The organism is Patescibacteria group bacterium (assembly GCA_041662665.1).
GTDB lineage: Bacteria > Patescibacteriota > JABMPQ01 > JABMPQ01 > JAQVVF01 > JAQVVF01.
Genome location: JBAZSC010000001.1, coordinates 107,732 through 125,923, shown reverse-complemented (window position 1 = coordinate 125,923; position 18,192 = coordinate 107,732). Strand labels below are relative to the sequence as shown.

At 32.2% G+C, this 18,192-nt stretch carries 18 protein-coding genes and 1 rRNA gene; 3 read left to right on the top strand and 16 right to left on the bottom strand.

The features are described 5' to 3' along the window. Window positions 1–3: 3 nt before the first annotated feature. The 3 genes from WC663_00705 (at window position 4) to WC663_00695 (ending at window position 3,685) form a co-directional block, all read left to right on the top strand. Entirely contained in the window at window positions 4–942 is a 939-nt protein-coding gene (locus WC663_00705; protein MFA6295852.1) for a hypothetical protein, read from the top strand. After that, window positions 942–1,820: a hypothetical protein gene (locus tag WC663_00700; protein MFA6295851.1), complete on the top strand. Its 879-nt coding sequence runs from the start codon at window positions 942–944 to the stop codon at window positions 1,818–1,820. Before WC663_00705 ends, WC663_00700 begins: the two co-directional genes overlap by 1 nt. Before the next feature lie 230 nt (window positions 1,821–2,050). Next, the gene (locus tag WC663_00695; protein MFA6295850.1) at window positions 2,051–3,685 is read left to right on the top strand and encodes a hypothetical protein; all 1,635 of its coding nucleotides are present in this window, start codon (window positions 2,051–2,053) and stop codon (window positions 3,683–3,685) included. Window positions 3,686–3,818: 133 nt separating this feature from the next. Here WC663_00695 and WC663_00690 read toward each other — a convergent pair whose 3' ends face one another. From WC663_00690 to rrf, 16 genes are all read right to left on the bottom strand, one after another. Beyond that, entirely contained in the window at window positions 3,819–5,396 is a 1,578-nt protein-coding gene (locus WC663_00690) for a hypothetical protein (GenBank protein MFA6295849.1), read from the bottom strand. 82 nt (window positions 5,397–5,478) lie between these two features. Further along, window positions 5,479–7,110 (bottom strand): DUF2079 domain-containing protein, encoded by a 1,632-nt coding sequence (locus WC663_00685; protein ID MFA6295848.1) that lies wholly within the window; start codon window positions 7,108–7,110, stop codon window positions 5,479–5,481. Window positions 7,111–7,318: 208 nt separating this feature from the next. Continuing rightward, window positions 7,319–7,711 (bottom strand): pilin, encoded by a 393-nt coding sequence (locus WC663_00680; GenBank protein MFA6295847.1) that lies wholly within the window; start codon window positions 7,709–7,711, stop codon window positions 7,319–7,321. A gap of 48 nt (window positions 7,712–7,759) precedes the next feature. Then, window positions 7,760–8,161, bottom strand: coding sequence for a hypothetical protein (locus WC663_00675; protein ID MFA6295846.1), 402 nt, complete (start codon window positions 8,159–8,161; stop codon window positions 7,760–7,762). A 76-nt stretch (window positions 8,162–8,237) separates the two neighbouring features. Continuing rightward, window positions 8,238–8,993 (bottom strand): pilin, encoded by a 756-nt coding sequence (locus WC663_00670; protein MFA6295845.1) that lies wholly within the window; start codon window positions 8,991–8,993, stop codon window positions 8,238–8,240. Window positions 8,994–9,059: 66 nt separating this feature from the next. After that, on the bottom strand, window positions 9,060–9,437 hold the full coding sequence (locus tag WC663_00665; GenBank protein ID MFA6295844.1) for a four helix bundle protein: 378 nt from the start codon (window positions 9,435–9,437) through the stop codon (window positions 9,060–9,062). Between the two features lie 76 nt (window positions 9,438–9,513). Further along, entirely contained in the window at window positions 9,514–9,930 is a 417-nt protein-coding gene (locus WC663_00660; protein ID MFA6295843.1) for a pilin, read from the bottom strand. Window positions 9,931–10,070: 140 nt separating this feature from the next. Further along, window positions 10,071–11,018 carry a pilin gene (locus tag WC663_00655; protein ID MFA6295842.1) on the bottom strand — a complete coding sequence of 316 codons (948 nt, stop codon included), beginning with the start codon at window positions 11,016–11,018 and terminating at the stop codon, window positions 10,071–10,073. A gap of 130 nt (window positions 11,019–11,148) precedes the next feature. Next, a complete protein-coding gene (locus tag WC663_00650; GenBank protein ID MFA6295841.1) occupies window positions 11,149–12,528 on the bottom strand; it encodes a pilin in 1,380 nt (459 codons plus the stop codon). Beyond that, window positions 12,525–13,826, bottom strand: coding sequence for an extracellular solute-binding protein (locus WC663_00645; GenBank protein ID MFA6295840.1), 1,302 nt, complete (start codon window positions 13,824–13,826; stop codon window positions 12,525–12,527). The genes WC663_00650 and WC663_00645 overlap by 4 nt, the downstream gene beginning before the upstream one ends. 146 nt (window positions 13,827–13,972) lie before the next feature. Further along, window positions 13,973–14,848, bottom strand: coding sequence for a UTP--glucose-1-phosphate uridylyltransferase (locus tag WC663_00640; GenBank protein ID MFA6295839.1), 876 nt, complete (start codon window positions 14,846–14,848; stop codon window positions 13,973–13,975). 94 nt (window positions 14,849–14,942) lie between these two features. Continuing rightward, window positions 14,943–15,551, bottom strand: coding sequence for a hypothetical protein (locus WC663_00635; protein ID MFA6295838.1), 609 nt, complete (start codon window positions 15,549–15,551; stop codon window positions 14,943–14,945). Between the two features lie 122 nt (window positions 15,552–15,673). Beyond that, the gene (locus tag WC663_00630) at window positions 15,674–16,891 is read right to left on the bottom strand and encodes an endonuclease Q family protein (GenBank protein MFA6295837.1); all 1,218 of its coding nucleotides are present in this window, start codon (window positions 16,889–16,891) and stop codon (window positions 15,674–15,676) included. Window positions 16,892–17,007: 116 nt separating this feature from the next. Continuing rightward, window positions 17,008–17,304 carry a hypothetical protein gene (locus WC663_00625; GenBank protein ID MFA6295836.1) on the bottom strand — a complete coding sequence of 99 codons (297 nt, stop codon included), beginning with the start codon at window positions 17,302–17,304 and terminating at the stop codon, window positions 17,008–17,010. A 95-nt stretch (window positions 17,305–17,399) separates the two neighbouring features. Next, complete coding sequence (locus WC663_00620; protein MFA6295835.1) at window positions 17,400–17,717, bottom strand: hypothetical protein; 318 nt, start codon at window positions 17,715–17,717, stop codon at window positions 17,400–17,402. A 201-nt stretch (window positions 17,718–17,918) separates the two neighbouring features. Further along, window positions 17,919–18,035: ribosomal RNA gene (gene rrf / locus WC663_00615) — 5S ribosomal RNA — on the bottom strand. Window positions 18,036–18,192 lie beyond the last annotated feature (157 nt).

Sequence of the window (18,192 nt, the reverse complement as noted above, 5' to 3'; positions counted from 1 at the left end):
AGAATGGCACTAGAACAGTGTCCTATTTGTGGAATTGATGTTGATTTTAGAGGTGGCTTTAAATGTCCAGTTTGTCGTGGCGACAAGCGGAATGCGGTTGATGATGAAGCCCAGCCTGATGCTGGCGGTTTTGATTTGGGTGATTTGGATGCTCTGGTTGCTCCGGCTCCGGCCGATGCACCAGTTGCTCCGGCACCTGTTGCTGTTCCGCCTGTGGCTGCTCCGGTTCGTCCGGTTGCACCGCGTAGCGGCACTGATGATGACGAGGATGAGGATGACAACCAGCCAGTAGTAGCACGTCGCTTGGGTGCTCGGTCGGCTGTAGTTAGCCGTCCGCCTGCGCCTGATCCGGCTGCAGCGCCTGCTCCGGCACCCGCACCCGCGAGTGCTCCGGCACGGCCTGCACCCGCTCCGGTTGCACCTGCTGATCCGCCTGATGTGGCTCCGGCTGATCCGCCGGCTGCTGCTGCCCCACCGACAGGTGGTGGCAATGGCGGTAAGAAGGGCAAGGATGCTGCGGCTACTACAACGGCACCTGCTGCTCCGCCTCCAGCTCCGCCAAAATCGGCAATCACGGTAACCCTCGCGGTTTCCAAGCCGAAGGAAAGTGGGACTGGTGACGAGCAAGAGTACTGGAAAGTTGATGCTGTAGCAGATTCTGCAAATGCTGAAAATGGCGGACTGCAGATTTTCTGCAACGGTCGACTTTCATCTTGCCCAGACGCAACTGGAAATCATCTTCATACTACTGTTTACCTGCCAGGCAAGGCTGGAAAGGTTTTTGAATTCACAGCTAAGCATTCGCCCTCTGGGGTTGAGGCAAAGCCTGTGAAGATCAAAACTGACACGGTCAAGTCTCAGGTCAAATTTGCATTCTTTCATCGCTTCTGCGATTGGCTCGATGATGCGCTTGATGACGACAAGTCTCAAGGAGGCAAGTGATGAAAAGAATAAAGAAGATTTTTCTTTTTGCAACTGTTGCACTTGCACTGTTTGGATCTGTCAGACTTCTTGCAGAAGTAATCAGATTTTGGACAGACAAGGAAATCTGGTACCGGTCGATTGCGGCTGGAATCGGATTCATCTTTGTAGCAGCGATCGTTTATTATGCAATTCAACACTTGTTGCCGAGACCAATCTTTAAGACAAGTGCGATTCTCATTACAGTATTCTATGTACTGTATGGAATCAATTGCTTCTTTCTTCCTACCAACTTTGTACATCCTGCTTCTGCTCAGCTGTTTGACGCAAACGGGCAGACAACGCAAGGCGTTTGTCCGGTCTGCGGAGCGACATTCCCAAAGGATACTAAGTTCTGTCCCTACCATGGGAAAGAGCTAGTCCATGGGAATCGCGAGACAGTTGAAGAGGCAGGAATTGATTTGGACTACTCACCATTTCATCGGATGATGCATCAGCCTGGAGAGGAAACTCTCACAGTTTCGGCAAATAGCTTTGGCGGCCAAAATCTGCCAATCAGGCTATCAAATGGACAGAGGCTGAAGATCAGTGCATCTGGTGAAGTGCGAGATGGAATGACTGGCCGAGAAACTGGTCCTGAAGGCAAGGAAGGTACACCCTTCCTGCGTCTGGATCGGAATTATCGGTGCGGTGGAAATTTCATGGCACTATGCGTGAAGGTCGGCAGTCAGCCTTGGCAGTACTGCGGATCTGAATGCACAGTTGTATCTTTTGAAAATGACGTATCAGTGATCCTGAGTGTGAATGACGCGACAGCTGACCTCAATGGCCGCTACCATCCTGAATGGTGGGCGGACAATGCGGGAAGCTTCGAAGTCACTTACATCAGGGTACAATAAATTGTACTTTTTTTTAACAGACTATAGTTTGCGAAAGCGAACTCCCTAGCCTGTTTTTTTTGTATGCGAAAAGCCTTAGCGAATAGGCACATACGAATACTAGATACTGCCTCACTCTAATGCTTTTTCGAATAAATCGAATAACTTTTCGAATACCACTAATACGAACTCGAATATTTTTTTATATTTCTAGTTTTTTATATTTTTAAGTTTATGCTAAAATTATATTCATGAAAGAAAAAAATTTGAAAATTTTAAAATATGTTTTGGTTTTTTTGATTGCTGTAATCGTCTTCTCTATTTTGCAATTTTCACTGGAATTATTTTTGTGTCCTGATTCTTATTATCATGTCAAAATAACAGAAATGATGATTAATGGAAATATTGTTCATCAAGAATTTCCATGGATGCAATTCTCTACCTTGAAAGATCATTATGTTGATCATCATTTTCTGTTTCACATATTGTTGATTCCATTTGTGGCATTTGATCCAATAATTGGCGCAAAAGTTGCTGAAATTTTGTTTGCCTCATTAGCAACACTTGCCTTTTATTTTATTTTACAAAAAAACAAAATTACATTTTCTTTTTGGTGGGCAATTTTATTATTGGGAAGCTCGACTTCTTTTATGTTTAGAATGATTTTAATTCGCGTGCCTGCTTTGTCTTTATTTTTCTTGATAATGATTTTGTTTAGCTTTTATTATGATTTTAAAAATAAGTGGCTGAAATATTTAATGATTGCTCTATTTTCATTTTTCTATGTCTGGTTGTATGGTGGCTTTGTCTTTTTAATTATTTTTGCAGTTGTATTTTATTTAAGTAAATTGATTTTTGCTAGGAAATTTGAATGGAAAGAATTTTTAGTTTGCTTTGGATCAATTGCTTTAAGTATTTTTGCAAATCCATATGCCAAGAATTTTTATTCTTTTTTGAAAATTCAAGTTTTAGGTACTGGACCATTTACCAAAATTCCAGTTGGAGCAGAATGGTATCCATTCAAAGATTGGGATTTTTTGGTCAATAATTTCCTGGCTATTGCAGTATATATTGCTGGTGTAATTATCTTGTTAATCGAAATTATTCTAAATAAATATAATACGAATTTACGAATGTATGCAAATGTTGCAAATATGCGAATATCGTCAATAAAAAAAGAGCTGTTTGCATTTAAAATAACTCTTTTTATAATTGCGACTTTATTCTTTGCTTTGACATTGAGATCTCAAAGATTTGTTGAATTAATGGTGCCATTTTGTTTACTTTTTGGCGCTTTTTGCTTGAGTGACTTATTAAAGAAAATTGATTTTCAAAAATGGCTTAAACAAATTTTGATTGTTTTAGAAAATAAGCAACATTTCTATTCTTTCAGAACTTGGCTGAAGCAATATTATATTTTGTTTGTTAAGACTTTGGCATTTGTTGTTATTGTGGTGACAATTATATCTATTGGTGTTAGCAATATTATTACAACTCAAGCCAGTGTCGGAAATTCTTCGGCAAAAAATGTGCCAGATTTGGAAAAAGCAGCTAATTGGCTTAAAAAAAATACTCCAAAAAATTCTATAATTTTGAATTTGGATTGGAGCGATTTTCCACCATTATTTTTGAATAATAGCGATAATTATTATGGCTTTGGATTAGATCCAACTTTTACTTATAATTATGATTTAGATATTTATAATAAATGGCAAGATATTTCTAAAAATGAAGATAAAGCTTATTCGATAATTAAAAATGATTTTAAATCTAACTATGTTTTAGTTAATAATAAAAACAAAAAAGTTTATTATATGTTTGATGATGATTCTAAATTTGAAAAAGTATTTGAGAGTAAATATTGTAGAATATACGAACTTAGATAGAAAAATTCTAAGCACTAAATTCTAAATCCTAAATAAATTCAAAATTCAAATTACTAAATTTCAAAACTCTTCGTCAAATTTGAAAATTAGTATTTTGATCATTTGAATTTGTTTAGGATTTTGTGCTTAGGATTTAGGATTTTGTTTTATAAATTTGATAACTATTATTTTCATAGACTTTCTCAAGAAAGTCTTTTTTGTTTAAATTAATTGTTCCAAGTTTTTTTTCTTCTGGACCATACAAAATATATTGAACATTTCTTTTTCGTAAAAATTCTTGTTTTTGGCTAATTTTTTCATTATTTTTGAAAAACCAATTTACTGTATCTTTTTTAATAAAATAATCTTTAGTCTGGAAGACAAAGCCAAGATAAACTCTATTTGTAGTCAAACCTGAAATAAATGGACCATTTTTTTGCGAGGCTAAAATTGTTTGATCCGAAATTTTATTATCATTAAAATATTTTACAGCTTGATAAAAATCTTGGCTGAAATAATATGGAAGAGATTTTGCTTTGGCATAATTATTAAAATAATTGGCAATGCGGTTGATATTTGTAAATGGCAAAGATAAAGCTATAATCCATAAAAAAGCAACCTTTGGAATATGAGTGTGAATTTTATGCTTGATGCTTCTTTTGTCAAAAAAATTATAGACCATAATGATGCCAAAAGTTGCCAAAATTGTTAATGGAATATGCAAGCCTTCGGACATTCTCCTTTGAAAATTTACAGGTAAATATAATAATAACAAATTAACTATTGCCCAAATATTTAAAAATAATAAATTAGTATTTTTGTTTTTGAAAAATTTTGTAAAACCAATAATTGCAAAAATTATAATTGTTCCATAGCCAATGATCCAAGCTAAAATTTCTGGTGATTTTAAAATATTTTGGTCATTCCAAGCTTTGGCGATTGGCTCAAATTTCATTGTCCAAAATTGATAAATAATTGGCAGAATTGAAATTGAGCCATAAATTAAATAATTTAAAATTCTGTTTTCTTTTTTCCAAAAATATAAAATTATAAAATAAATTAAGGGAACTAAAAGTGTGACTGGCAAATCAAATGGATGTTCAAGGCCTAAAATAAAATTTGATAAACCTGCTAAAAGAGCAAAATAAAGCTCTTTTTTTAATATTAAAATAAAACAGAGTAAGATCAAAATTTGCGATAAAATAAAATGAGGCTGAGTGAAAAATGAGGCAAAAGTTTGCGATTCTGGAATCCAAAGATCAGTTGATAAATAGCCGAATAAACGGTCGCCCAAGAAACCGAAGCCTGAAGAAAAAAGAAGAATTATTAAACTAATTATCCGATATCTTTTTTCATTAAAAAAGATGGAAATAAATTTGTAAGCCAGAAAAATAAAAAATAAAATAAACAAAATTTTGAATAAATGAAAAACAAAGAAATTTGAAAGATGCGCATATTTTGCAAATAGACCCATACCTAAAAATAATGGCCGAAAAAAAATTGCTTGATGATCTTCTGATGTGTAAAGATTTTTAAATAATATTTTGCCTTCTTTTGCTTGCTCCATCATCGAAAAATAGGAATAATCTTGATCGAAAGTCACGCCAGTAAAAATCATATTTTTTGGCGTAGTTAAATAGCCATAGAGATATGGAGAGATGACTAAAATAATTGTAATAACAGCAATTATACTAACAAATAGCCATTCCTTTTTACTAATTTTTCTAAACATAATTTAAAGAAGAATTATGAATTATGAACCAAGAATTATGAATCGGAATTTAGTTCATGATTCTTAATTCTTGATTCATTATTCATAGTGAAATTTTCTCCAGTGAAGATTCATCTAGAAAAACATTATAATTAAACTTGTTTGATTTAATGATAGTATCTTGTTCTAATTTTTGCAAAGATTGTTTGAAAATATCAGGCTGATAATTTGTACTATATAAAACATTATTATCAACTATTCTTTCTGGATTTAAATGGTTTTTTGAAATTACTTTTTTTAATCTTTTTTTTGCCTGATTGCAGATATTCTTATTTTGCATTAAATTTTCTTGATTTTTGCAATTACTAAAAAATTGCTGATAATTTATAATTGCGTAATTTAGTTTAGGAATATCATATTTTTGATTTGAATATTGTTTTTTGCCTTTGACTAAATAAAATGATGCAAATAAATTTTCATTGTTTGATAAGGCTGGCAAGAAATCATTTGTAGCTAAAATATAATTTTTAGAACAAAGACAGACTGGAATTTCTTTGACTAAATCTTGCTTATTTTGACTTTCTTGCTTGTTAATTTTTAATAAATTTTTTGTTAAATTATATGATGGACTAAAGCCAATATTTGAAGCAATGGTTATAAAAAATAGTAAAAAAATAATTAAAATATATTCTTTTTTGCCAAGCAATAACTTGGTTGAATTTATTTGAGATGGCATTAGACGCATTCGAGATAGCATTAGCGAAAAACCATAGATTGCGGAAACGAAAATGAATGGAATAAATAGAGCTAAATAATGCGTAAAAAATATGCCGCGAAAGCCGGAATTTCCGAGACCAAATTGCAATACAATTGGGATAAAAAATATTAATGTTTTTCGGCCAAAAATTGGCAAGAAAAAAACTGGAATTAATAAATAAAAAATAAAGATTAAATTGTAAATATTTAAAAAATGTAAAATAACTTCTGGAAATTTTAGGAAAAAATTAATAATTAAATCTGTTAAATTATTGCCAAGCCATGAGTAATGAAATAAAAATTTGTAATTATTATTGGTGCTAAAATGGCTGACGATTTTTAGGCTTAAAATGAAGTAAACAATGGATGAAAGAATTGGCAATAAAATCCATTTTCGTTGATATCTTTTTAGCATTGCGTAGATTCCAAACATGAAGATAATTAAAGCGATGTCCTCTCTAATTAGAAAACACAGAAACACTAAAACACAAAAACACAAAAATTGTTTTTTTTGAAAAAAATAAAATGTTGTTAGTAATAATGGAACTGCAAATGATAAAAGGCTAAATTCGTAAAGATTAACGCTATGCAAGGCTGGATTAGCAAGAAAGATAAGACTAATAATTAAGGCTAAATTTTTATTTCTTAATTTTTCTTTGGCGATTAAAAAAACTGGAATTGCTGATAAGCCTAGAATTACTGTTTGCAAGAATAATAATGTTTTGGGATTTTGAAAAAAATAATAGAATGGCAAAAGAAGAAATATAATTGGCGAAAAATGATCTCCCAAATAACTTTGATTTTGAATGCCCGAATAAAAAGAATTGTTGTTGACTAAATTATGAAAAACTTGATTGAATATTGCCAAATCTAATCCTTGATACAAAAAATTATTGTATTTTAAAAAGCATAGACTTGTGAAAAAAGTTATATAGATTATTATTGCTAAACTTAAGATGATGGATTGCTTTTTAAACATGTATAATGTAATACGAATCTACGAATTTATGCTAATCTACGAATATGCAAATATTCGCGAATTCGTATATTTGTTGATTTGCATACATTTGTAGATTCGTATTATATTTTACCATAAATAAAACAAGGCGCTTAATTAAAACGCCCTGTTTTGTCTGCCTAGGCAATAGCTTGGCAAACTGTTCAAATAAAAATATATTTTTATTGTGTTAGACTGTTGGGAATAAAGCGGCAATAACAAAGTCTGTTAGAACGTAAGCCAAGGCAATTATGACAACACCAATAATAGTGTATACCATAATTTTCTTGCCGTTCTCAATTTTTTCTTCAGAACCAGCTGATGTTGCATACGTAACACCGCCATATACAAACAAAGCGATCATGATAACGCCAACGATTCCTAACACCCATTTAATGATTCTGCCAACAAAAGAAATTAAATCTGTTGTTGTATAACCTGTTTCATTGCGCAGGTTTTCCAAAGCGTTCTGTGGTCCTGTTGAATCATCAATTCCTCGTTGAGCCATTACTACTGGTGTAACACATAAACATAAAATAGCGCAAAGTCCTAATACTGCAAAAAATTTTGTCAATTCTCTCACCCCCTTTCAAAGTAATTACAAATTAAAAATTATAAATGAAAAATTACTCTATCTAATACTTGTCTTGGATTCAAATAAAGCATCAATAATAAAACTAGATAGAACATATGCTAATGCAATAATGATTACTCCTATTATAGCATAAACTAAAATCTTTTTGGCGGTGCCTGTTTTTTCTTCACTTCCAGCTGCTGTTGCATAAGTCAAACCACCATAAATTATTATTGCAATTAAGATTACACCAATAATTGCTAATACCCATCTGATAATTCTGCCGACAAAAACAGGTAGCTCGACAGTTGAAACTGGAGTTTTTTCGCCAAACTGTTCCATTTGCTGATTGATTTCTGGAACTCCAGTGTCTGCGGCATGAACGGGCAAGATTATATTTGTACAGAAAAATAACGTTAAACAAATTAGACTGATTTTTATGATTTTTTTTATGGTCATATTTTTGTAGAAAGTAGAAAGTAGAATGCAGAAAGTAGAAAGACTTGCTACTTGCTTCATTCTACTTTCTACCGCGTTAGAGCTTCGGCCTTTCGCAAGTCTGTGTTTGTTCGTTTCTATTTAAACCTTGACAACAGCCAATATATTCTCGTTTAACTAATGTCTCTTTAACAAAACTTTCACCATTGCCAGCGCATTTTGGGATGCAGCTTTGAGTATTGATATCGCATATTGAACCTGCACAACAAATATTAACTGGAGCTGTACCTTGAATTTCTAATGTTTGACCTTCTACTTTTGCACTTGGAGAAAAAAGGCATTTCTCACCATTTTTTTTGCATGTTTCTTGATTTAATGGATTAACAGTAATATTTTGGCCATGAAGATTATCATCAGTTTGTCCTGGAGTTTGGCTTTGGGTTTGTCCTTGAGTTTCAGTTTCAGTTTGATTTTTAGTTGCCTGTGTAGAAGTCGTTGTTTGCATTGGAAACAGAGCGCTCATTACAAAAGTTGTGATTACATAAGCGAGAGCAATGATAACTGTGCCAATAACTGCGTAAACAAGAATTTTTTTGCCGGTTTCAATTTTTTGCTCATTTCCCATTGCTGTTGCATAAGTCAAGCCACCATAAATAATTAAGACTATTAAAATTACGCCGATTAACAATAAAACAGTTTTTATAATTTGACCAACGAAAATTTCTGGAGCAGTTTGAGATAATCCTTGAATTTTTTGGCCCTCTTCTAAACCATATTGAGCAAAAGAAAATTGAGGAATCAAAGTTCCAATAAGAAAAATTAATATTAAAATGATAAATAATTTTTTAAACATGCTATAAAATAACCAATAAACAAGTTCCAATAATCAATAAATAACCAATACTCAATAATTAAATAATCAATATTTCTTTGAATTTTTATCTAAACCATCAATAATAGCAGAGAATATTTTTCTTAATTGATCTGCTTCATCCAAGAGATCCAAAGTTCTATTTTTAAAATCTGGATTATTCTCAATAATTAAATCAATAAAATAATGACTTTCCTTTGCTTCTTTTCTTGTAATCCTCATTCTCAATAACTTATCCTTTTTACTCAGTGCATCGTTGGCTTCGCGATAATTTGCACCTACTGATGCAGCGGCACGAATTAATTGATTAATTAACGGAAGATTTATACAATTTTTCGGCAACGCATTGCACAACTTTATTACTCTTTTAGAAAACAGCAATGTTCTTTCTTCTAAATCAAAATTATGTTTTCCACTTCCCTCCATAGAATTTAGTGGTTATTTAATTATTGATAATTGATTATTTACTGATTATTGGAATTTGATTATTGGTTATTAGATGTTATCGTTCCGGACTTACTTGAGATGGCGTGACCTGAATTTGTTGACCTGATGGTGTTGATGGAGTTTGAGTTGCGCCAGTAGTCAAAGCTGAAATCACAACTCGAGCAATAATATATGCGGCAAAAATTATAACAACACCAATTATTGCATAAGTTAAGACATTCTTGGCGGTTTCAGTTTGTTTTTCATTACCTCGAGAAGTCATGTATAATAATCCACCATAAATAATCATAACGATCAATAAAATACCGATAAATCCTAAAACATAGCTAACTATTCTGGCAATAAATGCGCCAGGTGCTTCATTCGGCAAGCCTGTGCCTTCTAATATTTCAAGACCCCAGGTTGCTGCGGAGACTGAATGAATTGTTATTAGACTGGCCAAGGCCGAAATAATAAGTGAGATTTTTTTCATTTTATTTTTATTAAAATTTACAATTTCCAATTTTCAGTAAATTTACAATACAACAATTTTCAATGGCGTCGGCGATGTTTGATAATTTGTTCATTGAAAATTTATTGAAAATTGTAAATTGGTTATTGAAAATTATTATTTTAACCTCCGATTGCCGATATTACTGCATTCACAATAATAACAGATGCAAAAATTACGACTAAACCAATAATGGCGTAAGTCAAAGAATTTTTGGCTGATTCTATTTGCTTTTCATTACCACGAGATGTCATGTAGACAAAACCAGAATAAATAATAATTAAAACAGCAATTGCACCGACAAAACCTAAAACATAATTAATTATTTTTTTGATAAGATCAGCTGGCGTTTCAATGCCTGTTAAAGGATTTTTTATACTTGTTTCGCTTGTTGCTTGTTGATTGTTTTGTGGAGGCGTAAAAGATGCAACTCCGCCTCTATTATTACTGTTACAAAAATCTGTGCAAGCCGTAGAATCAGTAATACTGCTATCGTTATCTTTGTTTTTGCAAACGCAACCTGTTGTTGCTTGTGTTGTGCCTGTTGGTTGGGTGCCAGTTGGAGTTGTACCAGGTTGTTCTGCCGGAACTTCTTCTGGACTAGCTTTTTCTAATCCTAAATCCATACAATAAGATGTACATTCTGCATCTCCTCCCTCAATATCATAGAAATTTCCATCAGAACAATAGCATTTTTCTTGATTATCTGTTTGTGTTTGTGGAGTTGGAGAAGGTGTTGGAGTAGTTTGTTGTTGTACTTGTTGTTGGAATAATGATTTAAATTTATCCTGCAAAATTACTACATCTTTTCCTGTTTCCTGATAGCCCATTATATCCATTTTTCTTGTTTTGCAATAATTTGTGCAAAATACTGTCGGATCAGGATTGGATGATGAAAGATCTCTGTACAGCCTTTGATTGGCATTGCCTGGCGTTGGATTTGAATCATAACAATAACAAGAAAATTTATAATCGCTAACAGCAAAGACATTCGTATATGAAAACAGAATAAAAAAAGCAATAAAAATTGCACAAAATAGACCTGAGAGTTTTAATATATTTTTGGACATTTTATTTTTTTAATTTTCAATTACCAATTTTCAATTTTCAATCAATTTCCAATGATCAATTTTCATTTAGCCTAATTGAAAATTGTAAAATGAAAATTTATTGTAAATTGATCATTGAGAATTGAAAATTTTAGCATGTGAATGTCGGATTAAACCATTGCCCACAATTATAACCAAGAACTGTCATGACTGTATTAATTAAGATATAACCAGTAAAAACTATGATTAAGCCAGTAATTGAAGCAGTTAATGCTCCTTTAGCTTTACCAACTTGTTCGTCATTACCACGCGAAATAATGTACATAAAACCAGAAACAATGCTTGCAAAAGCAGCAAATAATCCTGTAATTTGCAATGTACCATTGATAACATTTGTAACTATTACCATAATATCGCGAGAACCGCAATTGCCACAATTAAAACAAGTATTGGAGACACCTTTTGTAAACATGCCTGGTGTGGCTTCTACATCACAATACAAGTTTATCTGAGAGGAGAGATTGCTTTTTGCTTTTTCTTGTGCTGCTATTTGATCAAGCGATTCTGTAGTTTCAACAGTACTTTTCGCACATTTTCCTTCTTTTGTTTGTTCATTCACTCCGGTACAAATGAACCCAGATGAACATTTTTTAGTAGAACTAGGGTCTGTACTGCAGGCGCCTCCTTCAGCTACGCCAGTAACACAAGTGCCAGAAGCACCACCAGTAACTGCTACTCCATTAGCATCGGCACAGTATCCATTAGAACATTGAATATCTTGTGTACATGTACTAGTATTTGCCGCTTGCCAATCGCAATAATTATCATGGCAATATGCTCCAGTTTCACATTCGCTTGTAATAGTACAATTCTGTTTGTTTTCTGCTTTTCTTGAATTTTTCGGATAGAGACACTGACCTTCTGTTTTTTCAGGTAAAACAAAACATTCATAACCTTTTAAACATTCACCTGAACTAATACAAGCTTCAGTATAATTTTTTGAACTAGGATAATAACACTTTCTGATTTTTGTATCGCAAGATGGTTTAGTGCTATGGTAACCTGTACCTAATTGTTGTGACCAACAATCTTCATCACTTAAGCAAGTACCTTTTTCTACATTTTTACAGGTGCCAAAATTTCCTGTTTTATCGCAATAAGAATTAAAACAATTTCCATCTTCAGAACAAGGTTGCCCAACTTTTTGAGTCGCTTTTTGGATACATGTCCAGGTTGCCTTGTTGCACATATAAGAATAGGCTGAATATTCTTTTTCACATTGTTCATCTTTTAGACAATAACCGCCAACAGGAATACTTTCTTTTTTTAGATTTACGCATTTATTAATGGGCTTGCCTTGATAATCACTGGCAATATTGCATTCGAGTCCTTCACTGTACTTACTCTTATTATAAGGACAACCATCTGCGGATTGGTCTGCCTTAGTACAAGTATCTCCAGCTTCTTTTGCAAAAATAACAACTGGAAAAAATATAACAAATAATGATATTAAAAATATTATTTTTTTCATCTCATTAAACTAGTTACTTGTTGCGCTAAAGTGTTGATTTCATCACCTACTGTTGATTGCTCGCTGACAATGGCATCAATTGCATTATTGAATAATGTTTCTGTTTGAGCTGGATCTTTTTGATACCAAGATTTTGCAGTCAAAGCTTGCTTGGCGAAAACTTTTAAATTTGGATCATCTAATTGAGCTTGTAATACATCAATTCTGGATGCTGGTCGATCTGTTTTTTTACAATAAGCATCAACATTGTCTTTACCTGAAATAAAATTTACAAAATCCCAAGATTCAGCTTGATATTTTGAGGCTTGTGAGACAACATTACCCCAATAGTTAGCATAATTAACTGCTTTTTGAGTGCCTGTAATTTGAGGAACAGGAGCAACTCCATAATTCAAATTTGGAGCTTTGCTTTTTAAATAAGATCTTTGATAAGAATAATTAAACATCATTGCTGTTTTTTCTTCGATAAAGGCATCAATAGAATATGGCATATTCAGATTCCAGGAATAAATTTCTTTTTTGGAATTTGCAAAATCAGTGTAAAAAGTCATTGCTGCTGTGCCTGGAAAATATTTTGGATCATTAACATCTGCCAAATTGAATGTGGCTCCGGTTAATTGGTTATTAACCATTTGCGTGCCATTTTGAAGCATTAATAAATATAAAATATCAACAGCGCGATTAATGTTTTTGGAAGTTCCAATTGCTGCACCTGATTGGACAATATTATCAGTAATATCTGTTTTTGTTAATTTTGTTGTGGCATCTTTAAAAATCTCCCAATCTTCTGGAGCTGTAACTATGCCTTCAGTATTTAATAAATCTTTGTTGTAATATAATGCCAAAGTATCAACACTCATTGGAATGCCATATATTTTTTCATCAAAAACAAAATCTGAACTTGCAACTTCAACAAAAGCATCTTTGTACATCGCTGAAGTCATTAAAGAATCTGGCATTGGCGCTAATTTGCCAATATCTTTTGGAAGCCAAGTATTGTGAATTGTCCAAATATCTGGACCTTGGCCAGATGCCAGACCTTCGACAACTGCTTTTTCGTATTCTTCATAAGTTAATTTTTTGTAGACAATATGAATATTTGGATGTGAAGTTTGGTAAGCTGTAATCATTGGATCATAGACTTCTTTGTCATCAAAAACAGACCAAAAATTCAAGGTAATTGGTTGTATTTCATTGGCTGTTGGCTTTTTCTTGCAACCAAAACCTGTGAAAATTAGCAGGCTGGCTAAGATTAAGAACGCTAAAGTTAGTACAGATTGTCTTTTTGTTTTGAACATTGTTTTTTAATTTTCAATTTCTAATTTCTAATTTTTATTAAATTTTAAATGAATCAATTTCTAAACATCGACGATAAGAGATAGGTTTGAAAATTTGAGTATTAGAAATTTAATAGAAATTGAAAATTAGAAATTAGAAATTTTTTTTAAATGTTGCATTTTTTTGACATGTATTCACATAATTCTTTGCCCATTTCTGGATGTTTCATGCCAAAATCAATACAGGTCTTCAAATATTCTAATTTGTTTCCAGTATCATAATATTTTCCATTTTTAATTTCAACTGCATAAACATCTTCTTCTTGCATTAATGTTTTGATAGCATCAGTAAGCCATAATTCTCCGCCTTTGCCGGTTTGTTGCTTTTTTAAAATTTCGATTGTTCTTGGAGGTAAAAGATAAGCGCCATGAGTTGCTAAATTTGATGGAGCTTTTCCTTCTTCTGGTTTTTCAACAATACCTTTGATTTTGTAGACATTATCTGCAACTTTCTCAACATCAGCAATTCCATATTTTGATAATAATTTTTTATCTTCTATTTTGACAGCGGAAATAACTGGTTTGCCATATTTTTCATAAACATCAATCATTTGCTTAATTCTTGGAGGATTAGAATAGATAAATTCATCGCCCCAAGTGACAATAAATGGCTCATCGTTAAGTGCTGGTTCTGCACATAGAACTGGAGTGCCATTGCCATATGGACCTTTCTGGCGAATGTAAACAAAATTAGCCATCTTGGCGATATCTTGGATTTCTTTTAATTCTTTTTCTTTGCCTGCTCTTTTTAAATGTTCTTCCAATTCATAATTATTGTCAAAATAGTCTTCAATGCTTCTCTTGTTGGCACCAGTTACTAAAATAATTTCAGTAATTCCAGATTTTACACATTCTTCAACAACATAATGAATAATTGGACGATCAATAATTGGCAACATTTCTTTTGGCATTGATTTTGTGGCTGGTAAAAATCTTGTTCCCATGCCGGCTGCTGGAATAATGGCTTGTGTTATTTTAGACATAAATAAAATTTGAATTGATTATTAATATAATAACATATTTGTAAAAAATCACAAATCCCAAATTCCAAACAAACCACAAATCACAAAACTCAAATTACAAATTGTCGTCTGCTTGTATTTTGGAATTTGTAATTTGTTTGGAATTTGGTATTTGGGTTTTGTAATTTTCGTAATAATAAATTGGTGTATTTTTATTATAACATTTTTCAACTAAATTGAAATTCTTTAAATTTAGTAGACCAAAACCATAGGAAACAATTCTGGTTTTTGGTGTTAATTCTTGATCTAGCTTTTGACTTAATTTTTTGCAAGCACCTGGCATTAAAAAACAAAAAATAACATCAGCATCTGACAAATCTTCTTTCAAAAAATTTTTAAAATAAATTTTTGATTTATAGCCTTTTATAATTTGGCTTGTCTTAGCCAAAACGAATGGATAAGGTGAAAGTTCAAATCCAGAGGCATTTGCTTTAAAATCTTTTTCTGCTTTGAAAACAAATTGACCATTGCCACAGCCTAAATCATAAACTATTTCATTTGGCTTTATTTTTGCTAATTCAAACATTTTTTCTACTCCCTTTTCCGGAGTTTTGACATAAGGAACTTTGACGTAACCAAAAATTAACAATGAAAGGATTGTGATGATGGCAATTATTGCGGTAATTGCGAGAGTGATTAAAGATAAGGCGAGTATTAGATACATAAAAATTCTAAGCACTAAATTCTAAATACTAAACAAATCTAAAATTCAAATGACCAAAATTCAAAACTATCGGCGCTAGATTTTGAGCATTTAAATTTTAATAATTTGGATTTGTTTAGGATTTAGGATTTAGAGTTTTCTTTTACAGAAATTATACCAAATTCCCCATCAAATCCTGGTAAAATATTGACCTTGCCTTCACGGACGTTTTTGATTGCATTGGCAATTTTAAATGTTGAAACTTTGGCGATGTCTTCAATTGGCGCATTAAGCAAAATATCAAATTCAGATTTAAAATTTGCAATTAATTTTTCGTATTCTGTTTGTACTTTCAAAGCAGGCGGTCTGAAGCCTAGGATATCAGCAATAATTTCTGCTAATGGAATTAGATGGATTGATTTTGGCCTATTTTTTGGTTTGTAACCTTTTTTTCTGTCTGCTAACTTTTCAACTCGATGCATTGTGCCAATCGTGACAGGCTTTTTACATTTTGGACAAAGATAATTATATTTTATTGTCTCTTGCGGCGTTAATCTGGTTTTGCAATTTCTATGGCCGTCAAAATGATATTTGCCTTCTTCTGGAAAAAATTCAATAGTTGCCTTAAACTTTTTTAAGTCTCTTGATTTAATGGCATCAATTATTCCTAAATAACTTAATTCACAATCTAAGATATTTGCTTCTCTGCCTAATTTGCTTGGCGAATGAGCATCTGAGTTTGAGATTAAAGTAACATTATCAAGCATGGATAAACGCCAGTTCATTTCAGGATCTGAACTTAAACCCGTTTCAATAGCATAGATATATTTTGTATATTCATCAAAACATTCCTCTATCGAATCAAAACCAGATTTTGCACCAAAAATGGAGAACCAAGGAGTCCAAACATGGCAAGGAATAATCAAATTATTTGGATTGATATCTAAAACTATTTTGGCTAATTCTTTAGCATCGAGTCCTAACATTGGCCTGCCATCATAATTAATATTACCAATTTTATCTAATTTTTTACTAATTTGATCAACTGTTTTTAGATCAGGAGATAAAATTAAATTATGAATTTTTCTTACTTTATTATTTTTTCGATAAACACAGGAAATTTCTGAAGTTAACAAAAAACGCATCTGGCTTTTTGATTTTTTTAATCTAAAAAGACCTTTTTCTGCAGGTTCTAAATTCTTTTTAATTTCTTTAATCCAAATTGGATGAGTAAAATCACCTGTCCCAACAACAGTAATTCCTTTTTTGTTTGCCCAGAGATCAATATTTTCTAAATCCATATTCCTTGCTGTTGCAATTGAATATTTGGAATGAATGTGGAGGTCGGCAATTACTTGCATGAATTTAACAGTTAACAATTAACTTTTAACATTTAACAAAATTAAATAAGAGTTAACTGTTAAATGTTAATTGTTTAAGAGTATTATACCATAAAAAAACAACAAATGATTTGTTGTTATGACTTAAAGTTCGCAATCGATGATTGATTTTGCCTGTCTTCTTTGTCTTCCGAACAGATGCATCCTCGACCTTTTTTATCTATAAAGGCTAAGAAGATTTCCGTTTTTCCTGATTCAGTAACTATTACAATGGCCATATGCTGTTTGAAATTGATTGCAACAGGAATATGGAATCTACTGCTATAATTTATATCATAGGTATTCCATTGTATCGGATTGATTAAAATATCAGCACATGGATATTTCTTTTTAATAGCGAATACTAAATTTTCTTTAAAGTATTTCCAGGTCATTTTTTCCTCCTTGAAGGTGCAAGAAATTATGTATATATAAGATTATGCTAGAAAAAATTAACTGTCAAGAATAAAAAACAACAATTGATTTGTTGTTAAGACTTGCTTGAAAGTTCGCGATGATTATTGGCAATGACCGATTGTTTTTGATTTCCGCCTTTATCTTCAGAACAGATGCATCCTCGACCGTTAATATCCATAAAGGCAAGAAATGTTTCCGAAGTATCAAATACTTTGATTTCTACGATTGCTACTGGCTGTAGAAAATCAATTGCTGCTGGAATTTTGAATACTTTATTATATTTTCTTTCATAAGTAGCTCGTTGAATCAAAGTCATTTCAATCTTTACGTTTTTGCCATATTTTTTTCTGAAGGCATCACGCAAATGAGATTTGAATTCATCGTTGGTCATTTCTCTTCCTCCTTGAAGGTGCGGGAAATTATGTATATTTAAGATTATGCTAAAAATGACTAACTGTCAAGAATGAAAAAACACAAAAACCACTATTAAGCGGTTTTTATGATTAAACTTTTTGGAATATAAAAAGTTTAATCACCATCGCAAATGCCTTTTTAAAAACAAAAAAACCGCGATTAGGCGGTTTTTTTGATAAAACGGCGGCGACCTACTTTTCCATGCACATAAAGCGCAGGTATCATCGGCGCTGACAGGTTTAACTTCTGTGTTCGGGATGAGAACAGGTGGGACACTGTCGCAAATGCCACCGAGAAGAAAACGTAAAGCGTGCTCTTCTCGAAAGCCTTTGTTAAAATTTCTAATTTTCAATTTCTAATTTTTATTAAATTTCTAATAAACTAATTTTCAAACTGCGATATTCGCAAGTGTTTAGAAATTAATTCATTGAAAATTTAATAGAAATTAAAAA